This is a genomic window from Pseudoalteromonas sp. GCY (genome assembly GCF_016695175.1).
In the GTDB taxonomy this organism is placed as follows: domain Bacteria; phylum Pseudomonadota; class Gammaproteobacteria; order Enterobacterales; family Alteromonadaceae; genus Pseudoalteromonas.
Genome location: NZ_CP068023.1, coordinates 640217 through 665300 on the forward strand (window position 1 = coordinate 640217; position 25084 = coordinate 665300).

The following is a 25084-nucleotide window of genomic DNA, read 5'->3' on the forward strand; positions in this document are numbered from 1 at the left end:
TACCGGTTGTATCATTGCTTGGTAATAAGGTAAAATCCGTCGGTTCACGGGCTGTGTAAAACGCGGTTTTGTAGGAAAAGTAGAAGGTCTTATGAAATAGGTCTCCTACGAGGAATATTCTCAACTAATTTGGCTACATATTTATGAAAGTTGTAACAGTAATTGGGGCAAGGCCGCAATTTGTCAAAGCCGCTACATTTAGTCGCGCAGTCAGAGAGCACAATCAAACCAGCCAAAAAGCAGTGCAAGAAGTGATAGTTCATACGGGGCAACATTACGACGCCAATATGAGCGATATCTTTTTTGAAGAGATGCAAATTCCCAAGCCAGATTACAGTCTCGGAATTGGCGGTGGCACCCATGGACAAATGACTGGCCGTCAGTTGGAAGAGATTGAGAAGGTACTATTAGAAGAAAAGCCTGACTGGGTTTTGGTTTATGGTGATACCAATTCAACACTAGCTGGTGCATTAGCTGCAGCAAAGCTTCATATTCCGGTTGCTCACGTTGAAGCTGGGCTACGTAGTTTTAATATGAGGATGCCTGAAGAGATTAACCGCATCCTAACCGACCAAATCAGCAAAATTCTATTCTGTCCTACAGATACCGCTGTGCAAAACTTAGTACGAGAAGGTTTTAAAGACAAAAGCTGTCAGGTACGCAATGTCGGTGATGTGATGCTTGATGCTGCTAGTTTCTATACACAAAGCGCAAAGCGACCAGCTATCCCAGAATATGACAGTTTCTATCTGTGTACAATCCACCGAGCAGAAAACACCGACGATGAAAATCGTCTCAAAAGCATCATTACAGCACTAAATGAGTTATCGGAAACTCAACCTGTTATTTGCCCAATTCACCCTAGAACACAAAAATTAGCTGAATGCTTGGGTCTTGAGATTAAGTTTGACGTAATACCGCCGGTGAGTTATTTCGAAATGGTATGGCTGTTAGAGCATTGCGAGATAGTACTAACGGATAGTGGTGGCCTTCAAAAAGAAGCGTATTTTTTCTCAAAGCCATGTATTACAATGCGAGATCAAACTGAGTGGGTTGAACTGGTCAACACAGGCGTGAATCAACTAGTTGGTGCTGATAAACAAGCAATTTTAAATGCGGTTGACGCTGCAAAAACAACGAACTTTGCTCAAGCTGAGAGCTTATATGGTAACGGTGAAGCCGCGAAGGCGATATTGGCAGCTCTTCTGGAGTTTGAAAGCGCCTAATGAAACATCAGTTTGAATATATCGCTTTTGTAGATGCTGAGAAGACGCCCGGTGTTGCAAAGAAAATAGACAGTACAGTTGCTTCTGCGCAAAAGTTGGGCTTGAATGCCAAGTCTACGTTGCTTGCGCCAACGATGTCGGGAGCGTGGGGATTTATCAAGGCCCTATTGAGCACCAATACAGAAGTATTATTTGTTCGTTTTTCTAGTTTATTGTTTCCATTTTTGTTTTTTCCTTTTTTGCTCGCGCGACTAAGAGGAACAAAAATAGTAGTGGATGTGCCAACGCCACGAAAGTCCGTGCTGGTAGAGCTTAGAACATCAGAGCCAAGAACGCTTGTAAGAATGTTTAAACAGAGTATCTCATTACTTTCTGCTAGTTGGGTGCTAATGCCTGCAAATCTAATAGTGCAATATGCGCAAGAATCTGCATGGTATTTATTCGGCGTTAAGCATAAAACACTTAAAATTGGTAACGGTATTAATATACCTGAAGATTTGCCTGTCGCACTGTCATCCTGGCAAGCCGATGATACCTTGAATTTAATTGCGGTAGCGCAACTCGCAGATTGGCATGGATATGATAGATTGTTGAAAGCAATCGCAGAGTTAGCAAATAAACCTGATGCGCCGAAAGTCAGTTTGACTATCGTCGGCGAAGGGGAAGCGTTTGAACCTTTGAAGAAACTGGCAAAATCATTAAAAATTGACTCGCAAGTTGAGTTTACGGGATTTTTATCGGGCGCTAGGTTAGATGCACAGTTTAACAATGCACATATAGGCATTGCGAGTCTTGGCTTGTATCGCATAGGGCTTGATGAAGCTTCAGTGCTGAAAGCCAGAGAGTATGTAGCAAGAGGATTAAGTGTCATTGGGGCTGCCAATGATCCGGATTTCCCAGCGGATTCTGATATTCGCTTGATGGTGAGTAATAGTGATAGCACGAATGACATCACGACGCTGATTTGTGAGTTACCGACTAAAACACTAATGTCACCAAGTGAGTTAAGAAAGTATGCGGAAGAAAACCTGAGCATGGAGAGTAAGCTCAAGCGTATTTTAGATAAGTTAAATTAACAGATAGTGTAGGCGTAATTTGATTCATTCAAAAGTGTTAGATAACAAACTGTCCTCTAAAACAGTATTTGATAAATTACTAGATGAGAGTACAAAAGGGCTGCCGCGTAGCATCGCTGTGACTTTTGTAAATCCATTTTCATACTCACTATTGAGTAAAAATGCTCGTCTATTATCGGGACTGGACGTTATTTTTTCAGATGGTTCGTTGCATACAAAATTACATAACACTTTTAACCAAAATAAAATTCAGCGATTAAGCTTCGACTTTTCTTCGATAGCAGTCGATGTTTTACGCTTTGCCAATCAAACAGGAAAACGCATCGCCTTTATTGGCGCAAAACCGACCTTAGTTGATGTCGCCGTCAAAAATTACGTCAGCATGTTTCCAGACCTCAATGTCGTTTATAAGCATCATGGTTATGTAAATGATGCGGCACTGAAGTCACAAGTTATCGCTGATCTTAATCAGCAGCAGCCAGAAATTATTGTTTGTGGCATGGGGACTCCAAAGCAAGATGAATTTATTGTTGAATTAAAAAATGCTTTAGATACTCCTGCGTTACTGTTCACTTGTGGCGGATTTATTGAGCAGTCAGCAATTAAAGCTGACTATTATCACCCATTAGTAAAAAAACTTGGATTACGTTGGTTGCAAAGAGCGGTATTACACAAGCATGTTCGTCAAAGACTTGTAAGAGAATACCCAAAGTTTGTTGTTAGCTATCTGCGCGCACAAATGAAAAATAAACGCACTCAGTCAATCGAAGAAGCCAACCCTCGCGAGAAATAGGAAAAGTATGTTTTCTCCTTCACCAACAAAAAAAATAGGCATTATTGGCCTTGGTTATGTAGGTCTGCCGTTAGCAGCTGAATTTGGTAAATATTTTGACGTTGTTGGGTTTGACATCAATAAACGTCGAATTGAGCAATTACGTGACGGGTTTGATGCAACGTTAGAAGTGAATAAGACACAGCTAACTGAAGCGGCTAAGCTTTCTTACTCCTGTGACGAAAATGACTTAACCTCATGTAACATTTTTATCGTTACTGTGCCTACGCCGATTGACGATACACATGCGCCGGATCTTAATCCACTTCGTAAAGCGTCGGAATTGGTGGCTCGTCATATCAGCAGTAACGACATCGTCATTTTCGAAAGCACAGTATACCCGGGCGCAACAGAAGAAGTCTGTATTCCTATCATTGAGAAGATCTCAGGCCTTAAGTTTAATCAAGACTTCTTTGCTGGATATTCACCAGAGCGGATCAATCCAGGTGACAAAGTTAATACTTTAACAAAGATTACTAAGATCACTTCAGGTTCGACTCCTGAGGTTGCCGACTTTATCGACGAGATGTACCGCTCAATTATCACCGTTGGTACGCATAAAGCATCTTCAATTAAGGTTGCAGAAGCTGCGAAAGTGATAGAAAACACCCAGCGTGACTTAAATATTGCTGTGATTAACGAGTTTGCAAAAATATTCAATCGCTTGAATATTGATACGGAAGAAGTACTAAATGCAGCAGGCACAAAATGGAACTTTTTGAAATTTAAGCCTGGACTGGTCGGCGGTCACTGTATCAGTGTTGACCCTTATTATCTGACTTTTAAAGCTGAAGAGGTTGGTTATCGTCCAGAGGTCATACTTGCAGGACGTCGCATCAATGATGGTATGGGCGAATATGTCGCGACACAGCTAGTTAAGAAGCTTTCAAGCCGTAAAATTCATATAGATGAAGCTAAAGTACTCGTACTTGGGTTTACCTTTAAGGGCGACTGTCCTGACGTGAGAAACACTAAAATCATTGACGTAGTGCGCGAACTTCAAGATTTCAATATGTCAGTTGATGTCTACGATGGGTGGGCGAGTACAGAAGAAGTAGAAAAAGAATACGGTATACAACTTGTCAATCAGATACAGCACGGTCAATACGATGGTATTATTCTCGCGGTCGATCACTCTGAGTTTAAAGAGTGGGGCGTGGAAAAGATCAGAGCATTCGGTAAAGAAGATCATGTTTTATACGATGTTAAACATGTATTAAACCCACAAGATGCAGACATAAGGCTATAACAGAGCAATGGAAAAGATGAAGAATTTCGCATTAATTGGTGCGGCGGGCTATATCGCACCTCGTCATATGAAAGCCATTAAAGAAACTGGTAATCTGCTGTCGGTTGCCTATGACATCAATGATTCTGTGGGTATCATCGATAGTATTTCACCGCAAAGTGAGTTTTTCACAGAGTTTGAGTGCTTCTATGACCATGCGCATCAATTGAAGCGCAATGAAGCGACTAAGCTTGACTATGTTTCTGTTTGCTCACCTAACTATCTACACCACTCGCACATTACCGCTGGTCTGCGTTTGGGCTGTGATGTGATATGCGAAAAGCCTTTAGTACCGACTCTCGCTGAACTTGATGACCTAATTCAGGTTGAGCAAGAAACCGGCAAGAGAGTATTCAACATATTACAGCTAAGACATCACCAAGCTATCTTAGATCTGAAAGATAAAGTCGCAAGTTCGTCAAATACCGACAAGCATGAAGTGGAGTTAACATACATTACTTCTCGTGGTAAGTGGTACATGCAAAGCTGGAAAGGCGATCCTAGAAAGTCTTTTGGCGTGGCGACAAATATTGGTGTTCACTTTTTTGACATGCTGCATTTTATTTTTGGTGACTTACAGCGCAACGAATTGCATTTCATGAATAATGACAAAGCGGCTGGTTATTTAGAGTATGAAAATGCCAGAGTAAAATGGTTTTTGTCTATTGATGCTGAAGATTTACCAGAGGTCGTTAAAGGTAAGCAACCGACTTATCGCTCAATCACTTGTGATGGCGAAGAGTTAGAGTTTTCGGGCGGCTTTACCGATCTCCATACTGTTTCTTATCAAGAAATTTTAGCTGGCAGAGGCTATGGCTTAGAAGACGCACGTCACTGTATCGAAACCGTAAATGCAATCCGTCAAGGTAAAGTGCATATCGAATCACAAGCGGATGTTCATCCATTTTTACAAGGCAAGCTCTAATGGCCTACCAAAAACATGATAGCGCGATTGTGGACGACGGCGCTCAGATAGGTGAAGGCTCTCGAGTTTGGCATTTTGCACATGTTTGTGGCGGAGCCAAAATTGGTGCAGGCTGTTCGCTCGGGCAAAATGTTTTTGTCGGTAATAAAGTAGAGATTGGTAATAACGTTAAAATCCAAAACAACGTGTCAGTGTATGACAACGTTTATCTAGAAGACGATGTATTTTGTGGTCCGAGCATGGTATTCACTAACGTCTATAATCCGAGATCGTTTATAGAGCGCAAAACTGAATACCGAGATACTCGCGTTCAGCAAGGCGCAACGCTTGGTGCAAATTGCACAATCGTGTGTGGCGTTACAATCGGCTCGTATGCGTTGATTGGTGCCGGCGCTGTGGTTAATAAAGACGTTCCCCCTTTTGCGCTCATGGTCGGAGTACCAGCGAAGCAAATCGGTTGGATCAGTAAATATGGCGAGCAACTAGACTTGCCTCTTGAAGGTGAAGGTCGTTGTGTTTGTCCGCATACTGGCGAGCAGTATGTACTAAACGGAAACCAACTTAGTCATCAATTTTAATGGAATGATGTAATGCAATTTATCGACTTAGCTGCACAGTATCAGCATTTAAAAACAAAAATAGATACACGGATCGCAGCGGTATTAGAACATGGTCAGTACATTATGGGGCCAGAAGTACAAGAGCTTGAAGCCGCATTGTCTGATTATGTAGGTGTAAAGCATACTATCACTTGTGCTAACGGTACTGACGCGCTGTCTTTAGCTCTGATGGCATTAGATGTGAAAGCCGGAGACGCCGTCTTTTGTCCAACTTTTACATTTTTCGCGTCCGCTGAGACTATCGCTTTTGCAGGAGCGACTCCCGTATTTGTTGATTCTGACGCAAAAACATTCAATATTTGTCCAATCGATCTTGAAAACCGAATTAAGCAGGTTATTGACGCTGGTGAATTGACACCCAAAGTGATTATGGCTGTGGATTTATTTGGCTTACCTGCTGATTATCCAGCGATTAAAGAAATTGCGGATAAATATCAACTAAAGATTATTGAAGACGCAGCGCAAGGGTTTGGTGGTGAGATTGATGGCAAACGTGCAGGCTCTTTTGCCGACATAGCTACAACCAGCTTTTTCCCCGCTAAGCCATTAGGATGTTATGGTGATGGTGGGGCGCTATTTACCGATAACGACGAATATGCTGCATTATTACAATCTCTACGAGTTCATGGTAAAGGCAAAGACAAGTACGATAATGTTCGCATCGGCATGAATAGCCGATTAGATACAATTCAAGCCGCTATTTTATTGGAGAAGCTTGCTGCTTTTCCGACCGAGTTGGAGAATCGTAACCGCGCTGCCAAGAACTATACCAATGATCTTCAGTCGCAGATTGTTACGCCTTTTGTGCCTGAGGGATATCTAAGTTCATGGGCGCAATACACTATCCAAGTAGATAATCGTGAACAGGTAATGCAATCATATAAAGAACAAGGCATTCCGACCATGATTTACTATGGCACCTGTATGCATCAGCAAAGTGCTTTTGAGCATTTAGGTCATAAGGAAGGTGATTTTCCGATTGCTGAAAAACTGGCTAAGTCAGTACTGAGTCTGCCTATGCATGGATATTTATGCGCCGACAGTGCCGAATAATTTTGCTTGTGAGTGCTTAAAAGAATGAATATTTCTGTAGTTATTCCGCTTTTTAATAAAGCTGAATATATTGAACGAGCTGTTCATTCTGTACTATCTCAAAAACATCCAGCGAGTGAGATCATCGTCGTAGACGATGGCTCCACTGATGCTGGAGCGAGTGTAGTTGAAAAAATAAACAGTAGTAAGGTGAGATTATTGCAGCAGGCTAACAAAGGTGTTTCTGCTGCAAGAAATGTTGGTGTTCATGCTGCTAACGCCGAGTTTGTTGCATTCTTGGATGCTGATGATGTTTGGCATGATGACTTTTTGTCTAATATTCAATCTCTTTATCAAACCTTCCCTGATGCACGTATTTTTTGTACAGGCTATGAGTTCAATACAGTGGAAGGGAAGCGAGCTGCCAAAAACCAACACTTACTAGAAAATAGAGGGTTGCTGCAAGATTATTTTTTAGCGTGTTGTAATGCTGATTTACCAATAACCTCGTCATCTGTTTGCATTGCAAAAGATAGCTTGCTAAAAGTCGGTGGGTTTAAAGAAGGATTAAGCCTTGGTGAAGATCAGGCCGTATGGGGTAGCGTTGCTTGTCAGTGGCCAATTGCTTACGATAAGTCAGTGTCTGTGATGTATGATTTAACGGCTTCTAGTGTTGGGCAGTCGCCGTCGGACTTTGAGCAGCCATCTCCACATATTTTTGAATTTCAGCGTTTGCTGGATGATGGTATTGTGCCTACTGAGCTTATTGGAAGTGTAAAATACCTACAACACCTTACCGTGATGAGCAGTGTAAAAAGTAATTTACTCATTGGTAATCGCATGAAAGCATTAAAGCTTCTGCTAACCCACCCTTTATTACAATGGGATAGGTATCGCGTAGCTGCTTTTTTCTTACTAATAATGCCAAAGAGCTGGATCGCTCGTAGCTATATGGCTTTAAAGCATCGGAGATAAGCATGGTTAGAAAGCAGTTTTTGTTTTTCTTTCTAACATTAGCAATCATGAGTATTGGTATTATTGGTCAATACCATGTGCTGCCAACTAATGCTATTTTCGAATTGCTGGTTTTATGCACTTTTTTGTTTGTTGCTAAGCGCATGTGCCCAAGCGCATGGCTAGTGTTCAGCTGTAGCCTGCTTTATTTGATTATTACGTTAGCCTTAGCTAAGGTTCGCGGTATCCATCCTGTTGATTACTTTATTGCCTATAAAACTTTTTTTTATCTCGCTTTATTGTCATTTTTTTCCTCTAAAGTGTTATTCGAAGAAAAGCTACTACGACGTTTTTGGCACATTCTACTGCTACTATTTTTCATCAAATACGTTATATGGATTGGCCTTGGGCAAGAAGGTCGGCCAGGTATTTTTACCGAAAATAACTATGAAATTATGTTTGTACTGCTATTAGGGTGTGCAATATGGGGCTTTAATCGCTCCTTGTCATTATTCGACTGGATGGCATTAGGTGTGGTTACTTTTCTTTCAGGTTCTCGTTCTGGTGTGATCTGCTTTCTTGCAATGTTCACCATTTTCTATATTAAAGACTTTGGTTGGAAGACCATAATTAAGTTGCTTGTTGTTGCTATAATCGCAGCCGGTGTCGCTGCAACCTTTATTAGTCGTTTGTCGGGCGGTGATATTGAAGCAATCGATAGGGTGGTTTTTTTCCAAGGCTTTTTGAAAGCGATCTCAGGTTGGGGATGGCTGGAATATTTGATTGGTTCGCAAACACTTACAGCAATGCCCGAAAGTGTGTGCACAAGGTTGCAGTATTACCAATCACTATTTAGTGCAGGCAAGGCAGGAGTGTGTTACTCAGTTATATTACATACTTATCTCACTAGAGCGATATTTGACCATGGCTTTTTAGGATTATTATTTATCTTTTTGGCAGTGAATCAGCTACTCAAATTGAGCGATGTTTCACCGCGAGCAAGACTTGCCTGCATTAGTATTTTATTTTTAAATGGAGCATCAGTCAGCTCGATGAATAGTGTATATGCTATTGTTGGACTGATTATTGTAATGACCGCGTTGTATCCAGAGCGGTTGAAATTAGAGCGCAAGAGATACAAATTGCAAGAAGTTAATTAGGGAATCACAGTGAAAATTGTAGTTGTTGGAACAGGGTATGTAGGGCTTTCGAACTCAGTATTATTAGCTCAGCATAACGAAGTTATGGCTTTAGATATTGATCAAAATAAAGTGAATATGATCAATGATAAGCAGTCGCCCATAGTGGATAAGGAAATCTCAGAGTTTTTGACCACAAAAAAGCTCGATCTAACTGCAACTACAGATAAAGCATCTGCTTACACTGGCGCTGAATATGTAGTCATCGCTACACCAACGGACTATGACCCTGAGACAAACTACTTTAATACTAATTCTGTAGAGTCGGTTATTGCGGACGTTCAAAAGTATAATCACAATGCTGTTATAGTCGTAAAGTCCACTGTACCTGTAGGTTTTACGGAAAAAATTAAAACCACCCTAGGCGTTGAAAATATCATATTCTCACCAGAGTTTTTACGAGAAGGAAAAGCCCTTTACGATAATTTGTATCCGTCTCGTATTATTGTTGGTGAACGCTCTGAGCGTGCAAAAGTGTTTGCTGATCTGCTAGCACAAGGTGCGATTAAAGAGAATATTGACACGTTATTCACTGATTCTACAGAAGCCGAAGCGATCAAATTATTCTCGAATACTTATTTGGCGATGCGCGTAGCCTACTTTAATGAGTTAGACAGCTATGCTGAATCTCATGGTTTAAACGCTAAGCAGATAATTGAGGGGGTGTGTTTAGACCCTCGTATCGGTAGTCATTACAACAATCCCTCGTTTGGCTATGGTGGCTATTGTTTACCAAAAGACACGAAGCAGCTTTTAGCCAACTATAAAGACGTACCTAATAATATAATTCAAGCAATTGTTGATGCAAACACAACAAGAAAGGACTTTATTGCTGAGTCAATTTTGCAAAAAAAACCTAAGGTGGTGGGGATCTACCGATTAATTATGAAAGCGGGATCGGACAACTTTAGAGCTTCTTCTATTCAAGGCGTGATGAAAAGAATAAAAGCGAAGGGAGTCGAGGTAGTGGTTTATGAGCCAGTACTGAAAGAGGCAACTTTCTTTAATTCTAGAGTAGAAAACAACCTAGATGTATTCAAACGTAGCTGCGATGTAATCATCTCTAATCGTATGGTTGAGGAGTTACAAGACGTTACCGAAAAAGTCTACACAAGAGACCTTTTTGGCAGTGACTAGGCTAGACCTAATTGAGAATATACGTATAATAGTAGGCCTAATTCGTTAGGCTTATTTTTTTAGGGAACGCAACGCATGGAATGCTGGTATTTGCTCTACTGTAAACCAAAACAAGAACACAGAGCACAGTCAAATCTTCAAAATCAAGGGATAGAGTCTTGCTTCCCAACTTTCGTAAAAAGAAAAACCTCTGGCTCAAAGGCGGTGAAGCAACCGCTGTTTCCACGATATTTATTTGTTAAGCTAGATCCACATTCTTCACACTTTTCTGCGGTAAAAAACACTCGCGGTGTTTCTGACTTTATTCGTTATGGTACCGATCTGCAAATGGTGCCAGATGAACTCGTTGCTCAACTAATGAATAAAAATGAAATAGCGGATGAGCTCGACCTTCAAGAAGGCGACTTGGTTCAGTTAACAGACGGCTGTTACAAAGACATTCACGCTATATATCAACAACCTGATGGAGAACTTCGTAGCATTTTATTAATTAAACTGCTTAACCATTATGCACAAATCGTTGTTGATAACTGTACAATAAAAAAGGTACAATAAAAACTTCATCCTTTATTCTTATTTAATTGTTATAAAAAGGGTGTAATCTGGTTTGACTGTAAACTTCTTCACGTTGTTAGAAAGATTACATTCTCATAGCGGAACGTTGGTAATTTTGTAGCCGTAATTTAAAAGCTAAAACCATTTCGTAGCAGCGACTTTATGTCGCGACAGAATTGTTCAGCAGTGGCTTTACGCCGCGAAGACATAAACACCTTGGGTTAATGTATAAGAGCGAGTTCACCTCGCGATCTTTTACTAAAACTAAAACCAGCATTTAGGAGCTGCAACCTAAGGGCGGAAGCGTGCCTGAATGCCGTAGCAGCGACTTTATGTCGCGACAGAATGGTTTTATGCCGCGAATACATAAACATCTGGCTCAATATGGTAGGAGCGAGTTCACCTCGCGATCTTTCACTAAAACTAAAACCAGCATTTAGGAGCTACAACCTAAAGGCGGAAGCGTGCCTGAATGCCATAGCAGCGACTTTATGTCACGACAAAATGGTTCAGACGGGCTTTACGTCGCGAAGACATAAACATCTGGCTCAATATGGTAGGAGCGAGTTCACCTCGCGATCTTTTACGTAAACTGAAAACAGCATTTAGGAGCTACAACCTAAGGGCGGAAGCGTGCCTGAATGCCGTAGTAGCGACTTTATGTCGCGACAGAATGGTTCAGCAGCTGCTTTATGTCGCGAAAACATAATTACCTTGGGTCAACGTGGTGGGAGCGAGTTCACCTCGCGATCTTTTACGTAAACTGAAAACAGCATTTAGGAGCTACAACCTAAGTGCGGAAGCGTGCCTGAATGCCGTAGCAGCGACTTTATGTCGCGACAGAATGGCTCAGATGCGGCTTTACGCCGCGAAGACATAAACACCTTGGGGCAATGTGGTAGGAGCGAGTTCACCTCGCGATTTTTCACTACAACTAAAGCCTGCATTTAGGAGCTACAACCTAAGGGCGGAAGCGTGCCTGAATGCCGTAGCAGCGACTTTATGTCGCGACAGAATGGTTCAGCAGCTGCTTTATGTCGCGAAAACATAATTACCTTGGGTCAACGTGGTGGGAGCGAGTTCACCTCGCGATCTTTTACGTAAACTGAAAACAGCATTTAGGAGCTACAACCTAAGTGCGGAAGCGTGCCTGAATGCCGTAGCAGCGACTTTATGTCGCGACAGAATGGTTCTAGTGCGGCTTTACGCCGCGAAGACATAATCACCTTGGGTTAATGTGGTAGCAGCGACTTTATGTCGCGACAGAATTGTTCAGCAGCGACTTTATGTCGCGACAAAATGGTTCAAACTCAGACATAGCAGCTCTACGCCGCGGCCAAGGACAAAAGATTAAATTGCAAATTAAGAAACAACAAAAACAACAATCTAAAAAACGAACTCAAACTTGGTAAAGGCTTTTATTCATACCTTCAAGTAAAAACATAGAATATAGAGTGAGATCTTGCGCAAAACCTAGTACTCACTTGCGATTAACAATCGTGCATGCTTTAATTAGCCCACGAAATTTTTATTGTCTCTCTACTATTTAATAAAGGGCAATAAAAGTAATGAAAAGAAAAGATTACAACACTTTTGGGAAGAAACAATGGCGCTACGCTGTAAAACTATCATTGCTTCAGCCGTTCTGATGACAATGAGCGGCTGTACACTTGTTCCTGGTGGCCATTTTGAAGGAATCGGCTCTGGCGAACAAACCGCAAATCTAGAACGCGACTTAGAAAAAGTAAATATTCACATCATCGACTCTCAGTTAGTTCAAGAGCACAAAATCAAACAAGCCAAAAAAATTGACCGTTCGTCACTTGCTGGTATAGATGTCTCAAACTATGAATATCGTTTAGGCGTTGGGGATGTCATTACAATTGGCGTTTGGGATCACCCAGAACTTACGATCCCGGCTGCGGTACAAAGAACAGCCGAGTTTGACGGTTTCCGTGTTCAAGCCGACGGCACTATTAATTTTGCTTACGCCCCAAAAGTTCCGGCAGCAGGTAGAACAGTAAATGAGTTACGTGAAGATCTTACTAAGCGCTTAAGCCGTGTTATCGAAGAGCCACAAATAGACGTAAAAGTGGTTGGCTTTAGAAGCCAAAAAACATATGTAACCGGTGAAGTAACAAAACCGGGTGTATACCCAATCACAGAAACGCCTGTAACGCTCATTGATGCGATAAACCAAGCCGGTGGCCTGACTGAAAGTGCAGATTGGGAAACCGTAACTTTTACTCGCGGTGAGAAAACCGAGGTTATCCAACTCGATGACTTCTATGCCGAGGGCGATATTTCACAAAACCGTTTGTTGCAGCATGGCGATATTATTCATATCAGCCGCAATGATAAACGTAACGTATATGTGTTAGGCGACGTAATTAAAGCAGGCAAAGTAGACGTAAATCGCTACGGCTTAAGTCTAGCTGAAGCACTTACTGATGTAGGTGGCTTTAATGAGCGCACAGCTGATGCTAATGGTGTTTTTGTACTGCGTAAACGCGACCTGCAAAAAGACGGTGTGCTTGCAGATGTATACCAACTACACGCAAAAAATGTTGCCTCATTGGTACTTGCAGAACAGTTTGAACTCGAGCCGCAAGATATTGTGTACGTTACCAGCGCGCCACTTGCTCGCTGGAACAAAGTTATCAGCCTCCTATTGCCTTCGCTATCAACGGTGGATGCAATTCAAGATATTGAAAATCAATAGTGTGATTGCTCATGTTTGATAGTGTATTAATGGTTTGCGCTGGCAATATTTGCCGTAGTCCAACCGCAGAATATGTATTAAAAAGCAAATTGGCGGGTAAGAATATTCAAGTGTCGTCGGCAGGCTTAACCGCGTTAGAGGGGAAACCAGCCGATGCAATGGCACAAGAACTTACTAAGGCGCAAGGTATCAACATGAGTGAGCATCAAGGGCGTCAGCTCAGTGGTGCGCTTGTTGCGCAAAATAGTCTAATCTTAGTAATGGAACATAGGCACCTTGATGACTTATGTAGCCGTTATCCCCAAGCTCGCGGTAAAACCTTTTTACTTGGTAAGTGGATTGGAGATAAAGAAATCCCCGATCCATACCGCCAGTCTAAAGAAGCGTTTGAACACGTATATGAGCTTATCGATAGCGCCTGCGGCGCTTGGCAACAGTATTTATAAGGAATTGCGAGTATATGAATGCTCAGCCAAATCTAATTTCTCCACAAAAATCTAAACAAGAAGATACGCAAGAGATCGACTTAATGGCACTCTTTGGTGCTTTATTAGACGCCAAATGGTTTATTGCAGGTGTTACGTCATTATTTATGCTGCTAGGTGTGGCTTACGCGATATTTAGCACGCCAATCTACCAAGCAACCGCAATGGTACAGGTAGAAGAAAAAGGCGGCTCAGTCCCTGGCTTTGATGATATGTCTGGTATGTTTGAAAGCACCTCTGCGGCGGTAACAGAAATTGAGCTACTTAAATCAAGAAGTATTATAGGTGAAGCGGTAGATACACTTAACCTAGATATAGTAGTAGAACCAAAATTGTTCCCTCTATTTGGTGGTCGCAGCTTTCGTAAGTTTGTACTACAAGCTGAAGGTGAAGTTGCGGAACCAAGCTTTGGCGCAAGCTCTTATGCATGGGGCGGCGAAAAGGTAGAGATCCACCGTTTTAAAGTGCCGAATAGCGCGGTGGGAGTAGAGTTCACATTATTATCACAAGCCGATAATAATTTTGTTTTATTAAATGAATATAATGAAGAAGTACTTTCTGGTAAAGTTGGGCAAGAGATAAAAGCAGGGCAGTTTGAATTAACCATCAAAACACTTATTGCACGACCTGGTACTGAATTCTCAATTGTAAAACGTAACAGATTACAAACGATATTAGACTTACAAAGTGCTATATCTGCATCTGAAAAAGGCAAAGACTCAGGTATCATCAATCTTGCGCTTCAAGATAAAACCCCAGCCTACGCAGAAAAAGTATTAGACAAAGTTGCCAGTATTTATGTTCGCCGTAACGTCGAGCGTAACAGCGCGGAGGCTCAGCAATCTTTGGAGTTCTTGGAAGTTCAGCTCCCTGAAGTTAAACGTAACTTAGAGCGTGCTGAAAAGGCTTTTAACGATTACCAAATTCGCCAAGAGTCCATTGATATTAGCTTAGAAACACAGGGCGTTTTAGAGCAAATAGTTGCATTAGAAACTAAACTGCAAGAGTTAGAGCTAAAACGCTTAGAGCTTGGCCGTAAGTTTAAACGCGAACACCCCTCTTATCGCGGTGTTGTAGAGCAAATTGATACTGTGAAACGCCAGCGCAATGAATTAGCAGGCGAAGTTCAAGGCTTGCCAGAAACACAACGTGAGCTGCTGCGTTTAAAACGTGATGTAGAAGTAAACAACGAGATTTACACCCTTTTACTTGGTAAAACGCAGGAGTTAGATATTGTGCGTGCAGGCACCGTTGGCAATGTGCGCATCGTAGATTATGCAGAAGTAAATACAACCCAACCAGTCAAGCCTAAAAAAGCACTAATCGTTGTGGTGGCAACTATGCTTGGTGGTATGTTAGCTATTGTTATTGTACTGATTCAAAAAGCATTACATAAAGGCATTGAAGACCCTGCTGAAATTGAAGCATTAGGCCTACCTGTTTATGCAAGCGTTCCATTCTCTGAATATCAAGTGAAACTGACTGGTTTTGCTAGAGCGCGGAAAGGTAAAACTGCAAAAGCAAAATCCATCCTGGCGATTGATAACCCTGCTGACCTCTCTGTTGAGGCGCTACGCAGCTTAAGAACAAGTTTACACTTCGCTATGTTAGAAGCTAAAAACAACGTTATTGCTATTTCTGGTCCAAGCCCGGGTGTTGGTAAGTCATTTATTACAGTCAACTTAGCGACCGTCCTTGCACAAAGCGGTAAAAAAGTGCTTGTAATAGACGGAGATATGCGTAAAGGCTACTTACAAACTCAGTTTGGCATGAAATGGGATGATGGCTTGAGCGATTATTTATCAGGTTGCTTAGACCTAACTCAAACGATAAAAAATACCCAAGTAGAAGGGTTAGATGTAATGACTCGTGGCCAAATACCTCCAAACCCTTCGGAGTTATTAATGCACCAAAACTTTAGCAAGTTAATTGATGAGGTTAGTAAAATTTACGACTTGGTGATTATCGATACACCGCCAATCTTAGCTGTAACCGATCCAGCCATTGTGAGTGCGCATGCCGGTACGACACTACTAGTGACACGTTTTGGTCAAAACCATGCAAAAGAACTAGAGATCACGCGTAACCGTTTTGAGCAAAATGGCATCGATGTAAAGGGTGTGGTATTTAATGGCGTAGTTCGTAAATCAAGCAATGCCTATGGTTACTATGGCTACTACAATTACGAATATAAATCAGACAAGTCATAACATCAGAACCCTATATGCCAGATTTTATATATCACACTAATTAGTTCTATTATTTACAACTAATTTATTAATGGTTTAGTGAGAGCGAGCTTTTTAACTAAGTAAAACTTGTTTTCTGTGAGTTATAAACAAGAAAGTCATTTCTTATTTTAAGAACTAAGAAGTTAGCCTATCACTACCTTTTAATTATAACGAGGAGCTTTCTCCTGATGAGAAAAATTCTAATTACCGGTGGTGCCGGCTTTATCGGATCAGCGGTGGTTCGCCATATCATCAATAATACTAAAGATAGTGTTGTAAACCTCGACAAGCTAACTTATGCAGGTAACTTAGAATCACTGGTTAGCGTTGCAGGGAGTGAGCGATATATTATCGAGCAAGTTGATATTTGTGATCGCGCAGAGGTTGAACGCGTATTCATCGAGCATAAACCTGATGCAGTGATGCATTTGGCCGCTGAATCTCATGTAGACCGCTCTATAGATGGGCCTGCCGCTTTTATTGAAACCAATATTGTTGGTACATACACTTTATTAGAAGCAGCACGTAGTTATTGGAATACCTTGGATGGTGAGCGCAAAGCAGCGTTTCGCTTCCACCATATCTCCACCGATGAAGTGTATGGTGATTTAGAAGGCACAGAAGACCTATTTACCGAAACTACCTCCTACGCACCGAGTAGCCCTTATTCTGCCTCCAAAGCATCGAGTGATCACTTGGTCCGTGTGTGGCTGCGTACTTACGGTTTTCCAACCATAGTCACCAACTGCTCGAACAATTACGGACCTTACCATTTCCCCGAAAAACTCATTCCTCTGATGATTCTCAATGCGTTAGAAGGTAAAGCGCTGCCAGTTTATGGTGATGGCATGCAAATTCGCGACTGGCTATTTGTTGAGGATCACGCCCGTGCACTGTACAAAGTGATTACGGAAGGTGAAGTGGGTGAAACTTACAATATCGGAGGTCATAATGAGAAAGCCAATATTGAGGTGGTGAAAAAGATTTGTTCACTGCTTGAAGAATTGGTACCAAATAAGCCCCGAGGCGTAGCTCAATATCTAGACCTAATCACTTACGTAAAAGACCGCCCAGGACATGATGTGCGCTACGCCATCGATGCAAGTAAGATTGAGCGCGAGTTAGGCTGGAAACCACAAGAAACCTTTGAATCCGGCATTCGAAAAACGGTTGAGTGGTACCTAAACAATCAGAAATGGTGTGCTAGAGTGCTAGACGGTTCGTATTCTCGCGAACGTCTTGGCACAAACTAACTTATAGCATTGTCAAATTATTTGGTCAGGTGTTCTAGTTTTTCTCTAGAACCTCGGATCTAGAAAACTAGGAACTATACTTAATGAAAGGTATCATTCTTGCTGGTGGATCGGGCACAAGGCTTTACCCAATCACGCGTGGTGTATCGAAGCAGTTGCTCCCTGTTTACGATAAGCCAATGATTTATTATCCCATTTCTACCCTAATGCTAGCGGGTATCCGCGATATTCTGATTATCACTACACTGGAAGATAACGATAGTTTCAACCGTTTACTCGGTGATGGCAGCGATTTCGGCATTAATCTGCAATATGCTGTGCAACCAAGTCCAGATGGCTTGGCGCAGGCTTTTATCATCGGTGAAGAGTTTATTGGTGATGATTCTGCGTGTTTGATACTAGGCGATAATATTTTCTATGGTCAGTCATTTGGTAAGCAATTGAAACGAGCTTGTGAACTAACCTCTCAAGGTATTGCGACGGTATTTGGTTATCAAGTAAAAGACCCTGAACGCTTTGGTGTGGTTGAGTTCGACCAAGAGATGAAAGCCGTTTCGATTGTGGAAAAACCGCTTAAGCCGAAATCAAACTACGCAGTAACGGGTTTATATTTCTACGATAACCGCGTAGTGGAAATGGCAAAGCAAGTGAAGCCTTCTGCGCGCGGAGAGTTAGAAATTACTACCCTCAATGAGATGTATCTCAATGAGGGTTCGCTGAATGTAGAGCTACTAGGTCGTGGCTTTGCGTGGTTAGATACTGGCACTCATGAAAGCTTACACCAAGCTTCTTCTTTTGTTCAAACGATTGAAAACGTACAAGGTTTAAAAGTGGCATGTTTAGAAGAGATTGCATGGCGCAATGGTTGGATGAGTCGTGAAGACTTAGCCACTATTTCCGAGTCTATGCTGAAAAATGGCTACGGTCAGTATTTACAGTCCTTGATAAAGTAAACAAATAGAGCATGTAATGAAAGTTTTAATTACTGGTTGTAGCGGCCAAGTTGGTCATTGCCTTACTAAGCGTTTAAAAACTCAAGCAGATATTCTAGCTCTAGATTACAATGGGCTGGATATTACCAACCGCGAAGCAGTGTTTAATACAGTAGCTGAGTTCAGGCCCAAATACATTATCAACGCTGCAGCACACACTGCAGTCGACCGTGCTGAGCAGGAAGTTGAAATTTCCTATGCTATTAACTGCGATGGCCCAGGTTACTTAGCGCAAGCAGCCAAAGAGTATGGTGCGATTATGCTACATATTTCTACTGATTATGTTTTCGATGGTATGGGTGATAAGCCATACCAAGAAGGCGATAGCGCAGGACCACAAGGTGTTTACGGGCAGAGCAAATTAGCGGGAGAGCTAGCCGTAGCGGAAGCTTGCCCAGAGCATTTGATTCTACGTACTGCTTGGGTTTTTGGTGAGCATGGCAATAACTTTGTAAAAACCATGCTACGCTTAGCGCAAAGCCGTGATGAGCTGAGCATAGTCGGCGATCAGTTTGGTGGACCAACTTATGCTGGCGATATTGCTGATGCTTTGATTACGATGGTGAGGTACATTGAAAAGGGTATGCAACCTCAATGGGGAGTTTACCATTTCTCAGGGATGCCATACGCCAGTTGGTATGATTTTGCGTCTGCTATATTCCAAGCGGCAGAGCAACAAAACGTCTTGCATAAGAGACCGAAACTTTCATCTATTCAAACATCGGCTTACGCAACGCCAGCTAAACGTCCTGCTAACTCCCGATTAGATTGTTCAAAAATAAAAAATCAATTTGGTATTAAGCCAAGTGATTGGCATGTTGCTTTAAACGACATTCAAGCTTATAAGTAATTAAAAACTATGAAAGTAATTGATACAAAAATCCCTGATGTAAAAATTATTGAGCCAACTGTTTTTGGTGATGAGCGCGGCTTTTTTATGGAAACCTGGAATCAAAAACGTTTTGAAGAGCTTGTAACAGGCAAACCAACCCAGTTTGTACAAGACAACCACTCAAAATCAAAAAAAGGGATTTTACGTGGTTTGCATTACCAAACAGAAAATACTCAAGGCAAATTGGTACGGGTAGTTTCTGGTGAAGTGTTTGATGTCGCGGTGGACATTCGCAAAGGCTCACCAACTTTTGGTCAATGGGTAGGTGAGTACCTTTCTGCTGAAAACAAACGTCAACTGTGGATTCCTGAAGGCTTCGCCCATGGGTTTTATGTGACAAGTGATGAGGCTGAATTTGTATATAAGTGTACAGACTATTATAACCCTTTATTTGAAAAAACACTTATGTGGAATGACTCTAGTGCCAATATTTCATGGCCAATGAATAAAGTGCAGCCTATTCTATCAAAAAAAGATCAATTAGGTGTTTTTTTTCGTGACTTGTAGTGGTTAATTAAATATGAAGATATCTTTGCTTGTAAACACTCTTAATGAAGAGTTAAATCTAGAAAATAATATAAAGCCTTTGGCTTATCTCTTTGATGAAGTTGTTATTGTAGATATGTCATCAGAAGACAATACGTTTGATGTAGCTAGTTCATTTGCAACAAAAGTTGTTTCCGTGGAAAGAATGGGATATGTTGAGCCTGCGAGAAAGCTTGGAGTAGAAACATGTGAAAATCAATTTATTATGATTCTTGATGCGGATGAAGATATTAGTGAAAATCTTAAAAAACTAATATTGGATATAAGAGCTGGTAACGTTTCATTGGAAAATAAAGTTCTATACATACCCAGAAAAAATCGAATGATCGGTAAGGATATTGAATATGGGCAATTTAAAGCTGATTCAGACAAGCAATTACGATTCTTTGATAAGAATAGTGTGGAAGTTACAAAAGAAATCCACAAGGGAATTCGGTCTAAAGTTAATACAAGTAGTTTAGAATACAAAGATGGATATTATATTTACCACTATCATTCAAATACAGCAATAGAATTTGTATCTAGACTTGTTAGATATTGTGAAATTGAATGTAACAAACAAAAAGGCAATGATAGCTTTTCTGTGTCTGGTTGTTTAAAGGCATTTATTAGGGAGTATTTTCGTTATCAAGGATACAGAAATGGAAGACATGGGTTTGCATTGGCATTTATATTGGCAATCAGGACTTTCTTAAATGGAAGGAAAATGTGAAAAGTTCAATATTTTATATTTTGTTTTTTTATTCTTGTGTTTTAGGTATTCAGAGCTCTGGTTTTCTTTATATTGATTATGATTTTTTTAATGTATCCACAGTTCCTTTTTTTTCTTCTTTTATAATAACTTCTTTGCTCATAAAAAGGATGGGTTTATCTAATTTTTCTATTTCATTTGATATATCTTGGATAGGCGGTGTATGTAAGTTAAGTATAATGATATCGATATTTATTATATTGTTAACCTTACCCCAAGGAAGCAGAGATGAAAAGTTGGAAGCAATCTCAGGTAATATAGTTATATATTATCTATCATTTATAAATACTGCATTTATTATAATAATTTTGTCGTCTATGTTTCAACCGTACCAGAAAAAATATGATGACAAAACACTCACGTTGATTGTGTTAGCCGTTCTTTTTTCAGTGTTTATGTCTTATAGCAGAAGTTTAGCATTCTTCCTTGTTATTTCAGTATTATTAAGTGGTATTGAAATTTCCTTTTCTAAAAGGAAGCTTGCTCTATTTATAGCTCCATTTTTGTTTTTGATTCTTGTTATGCCTTTATTTCAAGGGAGGACAGATGATTATGGTTTTGCTATGGTGAGAACACTCCAGAATTTGTATTTTTACAATGCATTCCCCTTTTATTTAGGTGAATCTTTATTGTATGAGCCTGAAAAATTTCATGGACTATCACTCGGCTATCCTGGATATATAGTTTCAAAGTTTTTCGGGACTCCTCTTGATTCAAATGCTTTTTTTGATCAAAGAGTTTTGTATGATTTTGTTAATTTAGGCACTTCAGCTAGTTATGGTGATATTAACGCAAATGTAATGTATCCAACTTGGGCTGTTGTCAGTGTGGATTTTGGTGTTTGGGCATTTTTAGCTTACGCGTTTACCACATTAATAATAATGATTTTGCTATATAATAAGTTTACAATTATTGGTTGTTGGTTATATTTTAGATTTTATGTATTGGGTTTTATGGTGTCTCCTTTTATACTGAGAGATACGGTGTTTGAGTTTCTAATTGTTGTTTTATTGCAGTTCCTTTTCTATAAAAAGCGTTTTATCTTTAGGTAGGTGATTTTAGGTGGTTATATGATAACTGTTTTTGTATGTTATAATTTTGACTCGGCAAAGGATAATCATAAAAAGCTATTGAATACACTATATGGTAAGCTGGGTTTAAAGGTCGTAGTTGTTGTAAACACCAAAAAGTTGCAGGTTGATATGCTGACCAGAGATGGCGCGCTTGTTTCATCAAAAAAAGTCGAACTTGCAAATGAAGAAATGGAATTCTCCGGGTATTATGAAGGTATAAAGTTTGTTTTTTCAGAAATAAGGGATGTGAAAGAAGTTTTGTTTCTAAATGATACTATTCTTAGTCACGGGAAACTTCGCAGGAGTGAGAGTATAGCATTGAAGGAATATATTATTTGGCGTTCTTTATTTTCTAAGATATTAAAAAATGAAAAGAAAATTACTGGTTTTCTGCATAAAAGTAGTTACCTGGCAGGTATTTTAAACTTTCATAAATACATAAATTCGAAATTTTTTATTGTGACTCAATTGTCTTTGTCGGAATATGGGCGCTTGTTTAATATAGGGGGAATTGATGTTCGTTTAAGCCCGCTTTCTAGTTACGAGAATAATATATATACTTGTGTTCATTACTCAAATTTTCTTAAGTCTTGGTTGAATGGTGGAGGTTGGTATAAATCAAATTCATTGAACGAAGATAATATTGAGTTTTTTAAGGCTAAGGCTAGGTCTATAATTCACGAACATTATATGTCTGATCCAAATAATAGGCTTTTTGATTCTATTGAGTGTGTTATGAGGAAATCCTATATTATGAAAGCTGTGTCTAAAATTACTGGGTTTTCATACTAGTATGTTAAAGGCTTCCGGCTTGGTTGTTATTAAAAATTTATTGGTTGCAGTATCCACAATTATTTTAGTGGCGTTAGCTAGTAATAATTTATCATCTCAGGATTTGATAGTTATATCTGTATTTATTCTTTTTTTAAATTTACAGAATGCACTGTTTGATGGTCTTTTTGGATTGCACTTGCTATCTCTTAGTACGCAGGTTTCAAGTGCTTTAATTGTCAAGCAGTTTAAGTACATGTTAATAGTGCCTTTTTTAACCAGTTTGTTATTTTGGTTGTATATGCGATTATTTGTGTCGTACTTGTTAGACGATTTGTTTTACATTTCAGTTTTTTCTTTTTTTATTTTTATCTCTGGTGTTGTGTCCAATTCGGTTACTAATGTTTATTGTAATCAGAATGACAAAGCCCTTTACTTTTTGTTAGATATTTTTATGTTAATATGTTCTGTGCTTTTTGTGTTTTACGAAAGCGATTCTCTCATATGTTACATGCTCCCTTTTGTTTTTCGTTCACTTGGAACTTTCTTTCTCTACACTTTTTTATCTTTTAAAAAGGTTAAAAATAGAATTGTCTATTCAGATGATAAGTTGATATCTGGGCGCTTTTTCGCGAGCACAGTGCTTTCTGTTTCTAGGGACTCATTGATGCCTTTGGTTATCGGAATGTTATTGGGACCAAATATTCTAGTATTGATGCGTATTTTTAATACTATTGTTAGTGCCCCTGGACTATTGGCAAATTCGATGAATAAAGTCGTGGTTAGATATTTGAGTCAAGATAAACTTAATTCCCAAATCATTCTTGGGAGGTATAGGGTGTTTCTAATTGCTATGTCTAGCGGGTATCTTTTATTGTGGTTTTTTGGGGATGGTGAGCTTGTAAGGTTGCTCTTCTCAGATAAATTTGATATCGAAAGTAATCTTTACTTATTTTTATCACTCGGTTTATTTTGTTTTTTTTGGCCGTTTGGTCAGGTTGTAATTGTTGATAGTCTGAATAATGGTGACTCACATATTTATCTTAAAATGTCAGTTGTTTGGACTGCTGCTGCGTTAGTTAATTTCTTGGTTTTATATTATACGAGTTTTGAAGTTTACATGATTTGTTTTGGTTTAATACAGATCATAAACTTGTTACTCTATTTTAGGTTTTTTATTTCAGATAAAAGAGTTTAATGTATTTCTCTTTTCTGGTCGTAGTAGTGTAAATTAATTATTAGATTGATTGGTTTATCATTTCCCTCTAAAATTTTTTGTTGTAAATTTCAAATTAAGTGAGTTGTGCTAGATTAAGAAGTATAGTTAGACTTAAAATGCGTAAATAAATTGGTATTTAAAAATTAATTCGACTTTTTAAAGTTGGCGGCCACTGATTTAGAATCGAAATGCTGAATATAGTTCACTGTATATAGATAGTATGCATTTTTTATTAATTTACTTGTTATCTATTTAGTTTTTAAATCATAAAGATAAATAATAAAAAGGGAGGTTAAGATGATTTTTATTGAACCACTATCTGAAAAAGGGCATCAAAATTTTAATAAAAGTTTCATAAGCTTGTTTGCGAACAAACATAGAGTAATCTTTTGTGCCGATAATCATCATTTAAATAATGTTGAAAAAAAACTTACTTTTAATAGTGCTCTTATTTCGAAGAAAAATCCTTTTTTTTATAAATTAAGGCAATTTTTGATACTTTTCAAATCCTTGTTTAAGATAAGAGGAAGTCGTTCTCCTTACGTTATTTTCCTTTCATATGATTTAGTGTCATTTTCACTATTTAGTCATTTCTTATGTATGATTTTTCCTAATAAGAAATTTTATGTCGTTGAGCATAATACATTTGTTCCTGATGATAATCTAAAATTTTTATTTTTTAGGTTTATATCTAAGAAAGTTAAACATATATGTTTGGCAGAGTTTATTGAAAGTGAAATCTCTAGATTAGGGAAGCGAGCCTTATTTATTACTCATCCTTTTGGTTTTTATGATTCAATTAGCAATAATCTCGAAATGGAATATCCAGAGTGTTCGGGCGGATTTGCATTTATGCCCTCATCTAATATAGATAAAAAAATTTCACGGGTGGTTGAAAATCTGGTTGTTAAAAGTAAAGTAAATTGTGCATTACTTTACAAAGGGGGAGGGGACTACAGAAAAGGTAAATTAGTTTCACAAACGTATTTTCAAGACTATCCGAATCTTATTTCTTCTGCGAGTTTGATTATTATACCTCAGAAGTTCGAATTCAGAGTTAGTGGAGTTTTTTTTGAATCTATAGCCAGTAGCGGATCAATTATATTGATGTCAGATTGTGCTTATTCAAGGGCGATGAGCTCTATATTTAAAGGTAGTGTGATAATGATTGAGGACTTAATTGGTTTAGATGATCCCTTGTCTTTTTTATTGGGTCTTGAAGTTGACTTTTCTTTTAGAAAGTCGGTTGTTAGGCAACTGAAAGAAAGAACTTCGGATAATTTAAGGCGAGAGTTTTATGCATAA

The 25084-nt window shown here is 39.4% G+C and carries 23 protein-coding genes; all 23 read left to right on the forward strand.

Annotated elements, in window-relative coordinates; all coding sequences use genetic code 11:
- The first annotated feature begins 143 nt into the window (after nucleotides 1-143).
- Entirely contained in the window at nucleotides 144-1226 is a 1083-nt protein-coding gene (wecB, locus tag JJQ94_RS07955; protein ID WP_045962977.1) for a non-hydrolyzing UDP-N-acetylglucosamine 2-epimerase, read from the forward strand.
- The gene (locus tag JJQ94_RS07960; RefSeq protein ID WP_099029068.1) at nucleotides 1226-2302 is read left to right on the forward strand and encodes a glycosyltransferase; all 1077 of its coding nucleotides are present in this window, start codon (nucleotides 1226-1228) and stop codon (nucleotides 2300-2302) included. The genes wecB and JJQ94_RS07960 overlap by 1 nt, the downstream gene beginning before the upstream one ends.
- 19 nt (nucleotides 2303-2321) lie before the next feature.
- Nucleotides 2322-3095: a WecB/TagA/CpsF family glycosyltransferase gene (locus tag JJQ94_RS07965; RefSeq protein WP_052258248.1), complete on the forward strand. Its 774-nt coding sequence runs from the start codon at nucleotides 2322-2324 to the stop codon at nucleotides 3093-3095.
- Between the two features lie 7 nt (nucleotides 3096-3102).
- Nucleotides 3103-4383 (forward strand): Vi polysaccharide biosynthesis UDP-N-acetylglucosamine C-6 dehydrogenase TviB, encoded by a 1281-nt coding sequence (gene tviB, locus JJQ94_RS07970; RefSeq protein ID WP_099029069.1) that lies wholly within the window; start codon nucleotides 3103-3105, stop codon nucleotides 4381-4383.
- Nucleotides 4384-4399: 16 nt separating this feature from the next.
- Nucleotides 4400-5347 (forward strand): Gfo/Idh/MocA family oxidoreductase, encoded by a 948-nt coding sequence (locus JJQ94_RS07975; protein ID WP_088531608.1) that lies wholly within the window; start codon nucleotides 4400-4402, stop codon nucleotides 5345-5347.
- The gene (locus JJQ94_RS07980; RefSeq protein ID WP_099029070.1) at nucleotides 5347-5925 is read left to right on the forward strand and encodes an acyltransferase; all 579 of its coding nucleotides are present in this window, start codon (nucleotides 5347-5349) and stop codon (nucleotides 5923-5925) included. The genes JJQ94_RS07975 and JJQ94_RS07980 overlap by 1 nt, the downstream gene beginning before the upstream one ends.
- 12 nt (nucleotides 5926-5937) lie before the next feature.
- A complete protein-coding gene (locus JJQ94_RS07985; protein WP_099029071.1) occupies nucleotides 5938-7020 on the forward strand; it encodes a DegT/DnrJ/EryC1/StrS family aminotransferase in 1083 nt (360 codons plus the stop codon).
- Between the two features lie 24 nt (nucleotides 7021-7044).
- Complete coding sequence (locus tag JJQ94_RS07990; protein WP_099029072.1) at nucleotides 7045-7974, forward strand: glycosyltransferase family 2 protein; 930 nt, start codon at nucleotides 7045-7047, stop codon at nucleotides 7972-7974.
- Nucleotides 7975-7976: 2 nt separating this feature from the next.
- Nucleotides 7977-9113 (forward strand): hypothetical protein, encoded by a 1137-nt coding sequence (locus JJQ94_RS07995; RefSeq protein WP_099029073.1) that lies wholly within the window; start codon nucleotides 7977-7979, stop codon nucleotides 9111-9113.
- Nucleotides 9114-9122: 9 nt separating this feature from the next.
- Entirely contained in the window at nucleotides 9123-10289 is a 1167-nt protein-coding gene (locus tag JJQ94_RS08000) for a nucleotide sugar dehydrogenase (RefSeq protein ID WP_099029074.1), read from the forward strand.
- Nucleotides 10290-10364: 75 nt separating this feature from the next.
- On the forward strand, nucleotides 10365-10844 hold the full coding sequence (rfaH, locus tag JJQ94_RS08005; RefSeq protein WP_099029075.1) for a transcription/translation regulatory transformer protein RfaH: 480 nt from the start codon (nucleotides 10365-10367) through the stop codon (nucleotides 10842-10844).
- A gap of 1606 nt (nucleotides 10845-12450) precedes the next feature.
- Complete coding sequence (locus JJQ94_RS08010; protein WP_099031855.1) at nucleotides 12451-13566, forward strand: polysaccharide export protein; 1116 nt, start codon at nucleotides 12451-12453, stop codon at nucleotides 13564-13566.
- An 11-nt stretch (nucleotides 13567-13577) separates the two neighbouring features.
- Complete coding sequence (locus JJQ94_RS08015; protein WP_099031856.1) at nucleotides 13578-14012, forward strand: low molecular weight protein-tyrosine-phosphatase; 435 nt, start codon at nucleotides 13578-13580, stop codon at nucleotides 14010-14012.
- A 14-nt stretch (nucleotides 14013-14026) separates the two neighbouring features.
- Nucleotides 14027-16261 carry a polysaccharide biosynthesis tyrosine autokinase gene (locus tag JJQ94_RS08020; RefSeq protein ID WP_099031857.1) on the forward strand — a complete coding sequence of 745 codons (2235 nt, stop codon included), beginning with the start codon at nucleotides 14027-14029 and terminating at the stop codon, nucleotides 16259-16261.
- A gap of 209 nt (nucleotides 16262-16470) precedes the next feature.
- Nucleotides 16471-17535 carry a dTDP-glucose 4,6-dehydratase gene (gene rffG / locus JJQ94_RS08025; protein WP_099031858.1) on the forward strand — a complete coding sequence of 355 codons (1065 nt, stop codon included), beginning with the start codon at nucleotides 16471-16473 and terminating at the stop codon, nucleotides 17533-17535.
- Nucleotides 17536-17618: 83 nt separating this feature from the next.
- The gene (gene rfbA, locus JJQ94_RS08030; protein WP_099031859.1) at nucleotides 17619-18488 is read left to right on the forward strand and encodes a glucose-1-phosphate thymidylyltransferase RfbA; all 870 of its coding nucleotides are present in this window, start codon (nucleotides 17619-17621) and stop codon (nucleotides 18486-18488) included.
- A gap of 16 nt (nucleotides 18489-18504) precedes the next feature.
- Entirely contained in the window at nucleotides 18505-19377 is an 873-nt protein-coding gene (rfbD, locus tag JJQ94_RS08035; RefSeq protein WP_099031860.1) for a dTDP-4-dehydrorhamnose reductase, read from the forward strand.
- Nucleotides 19378-19386: 9 nt separating this feature from the next.
- A complete protein-coding gene (gene rfbC / locus JJQ94_RS08040; RefSeq protein ID WP_099031861.1) occupies nucleotides 19387-19926 on the forward strand; it encodes a dTDP-4-dehydrorhamnose 3,5-epimerase in 540 nt (179 codons plus the stop codon).
- Between the two features lie 13 nt (nucleotides 19927-19939).
- Nucleotides 19940-20677 (forward strand): glycosyltransferase, encoded by a 738-nt coding sequence (locus tag JJQ94_RS08045; RefSeq protein WP_099031862.1) that lies wholly within the window; start codon nucleotides 19940-19942, stop codon nucleotides 20675-20677.
- Nucleotides 20674-21768: a hypothetical protein gene (locus JJQ94_RS08050; protein WP_099031863.1), complete on the forward strand. Its 1095-nt coding sequence runs from the start codon at nucleotides 20674-20676 to the stop codon at nucleotides 21766-21768. The genes JJQ94_RS08045 and JJQ94_RS08050 overlap by 4 nt, the downstream gene beginning before the upstream one ends.
- Before the next feature lie 18 nt (nucleotides 21769-21786).
- Nucleotides 21787-22581: a hypothetical protein gene (locus JJQ94_RS08055; RefSeq protein WP_099031864.1), complete on the forward strand. Its 795-nt coding sequence runs from the start codon at nucleotides 21787-21789 to the stop codon at nucleotides 22579-22581.
- 19 nt (nucleotides 22582-22600) lie between these two features.
- Nucleotides 22601-23758, forward strand: coding sequence for a hypothetical protein (locus tag JJQ94_RS08060; RefSeq protein WP_201435447.1), 1158 nt, complete (start codon nucleotides 22601-22603; stop codon nucleotides 23756-23758).
- 318 nt (nucleotides 23759-24076) lie between these two features.
- Nucleotides 24077-25084, forward strand: coding sequence for a hypothetical protein (locus JJQ94_RS08065; RefSeq protein WP_099031866.1), 1008 nt, complete (start codon nucleotides 24077-24079; stop codon nucleotides 25082-25084).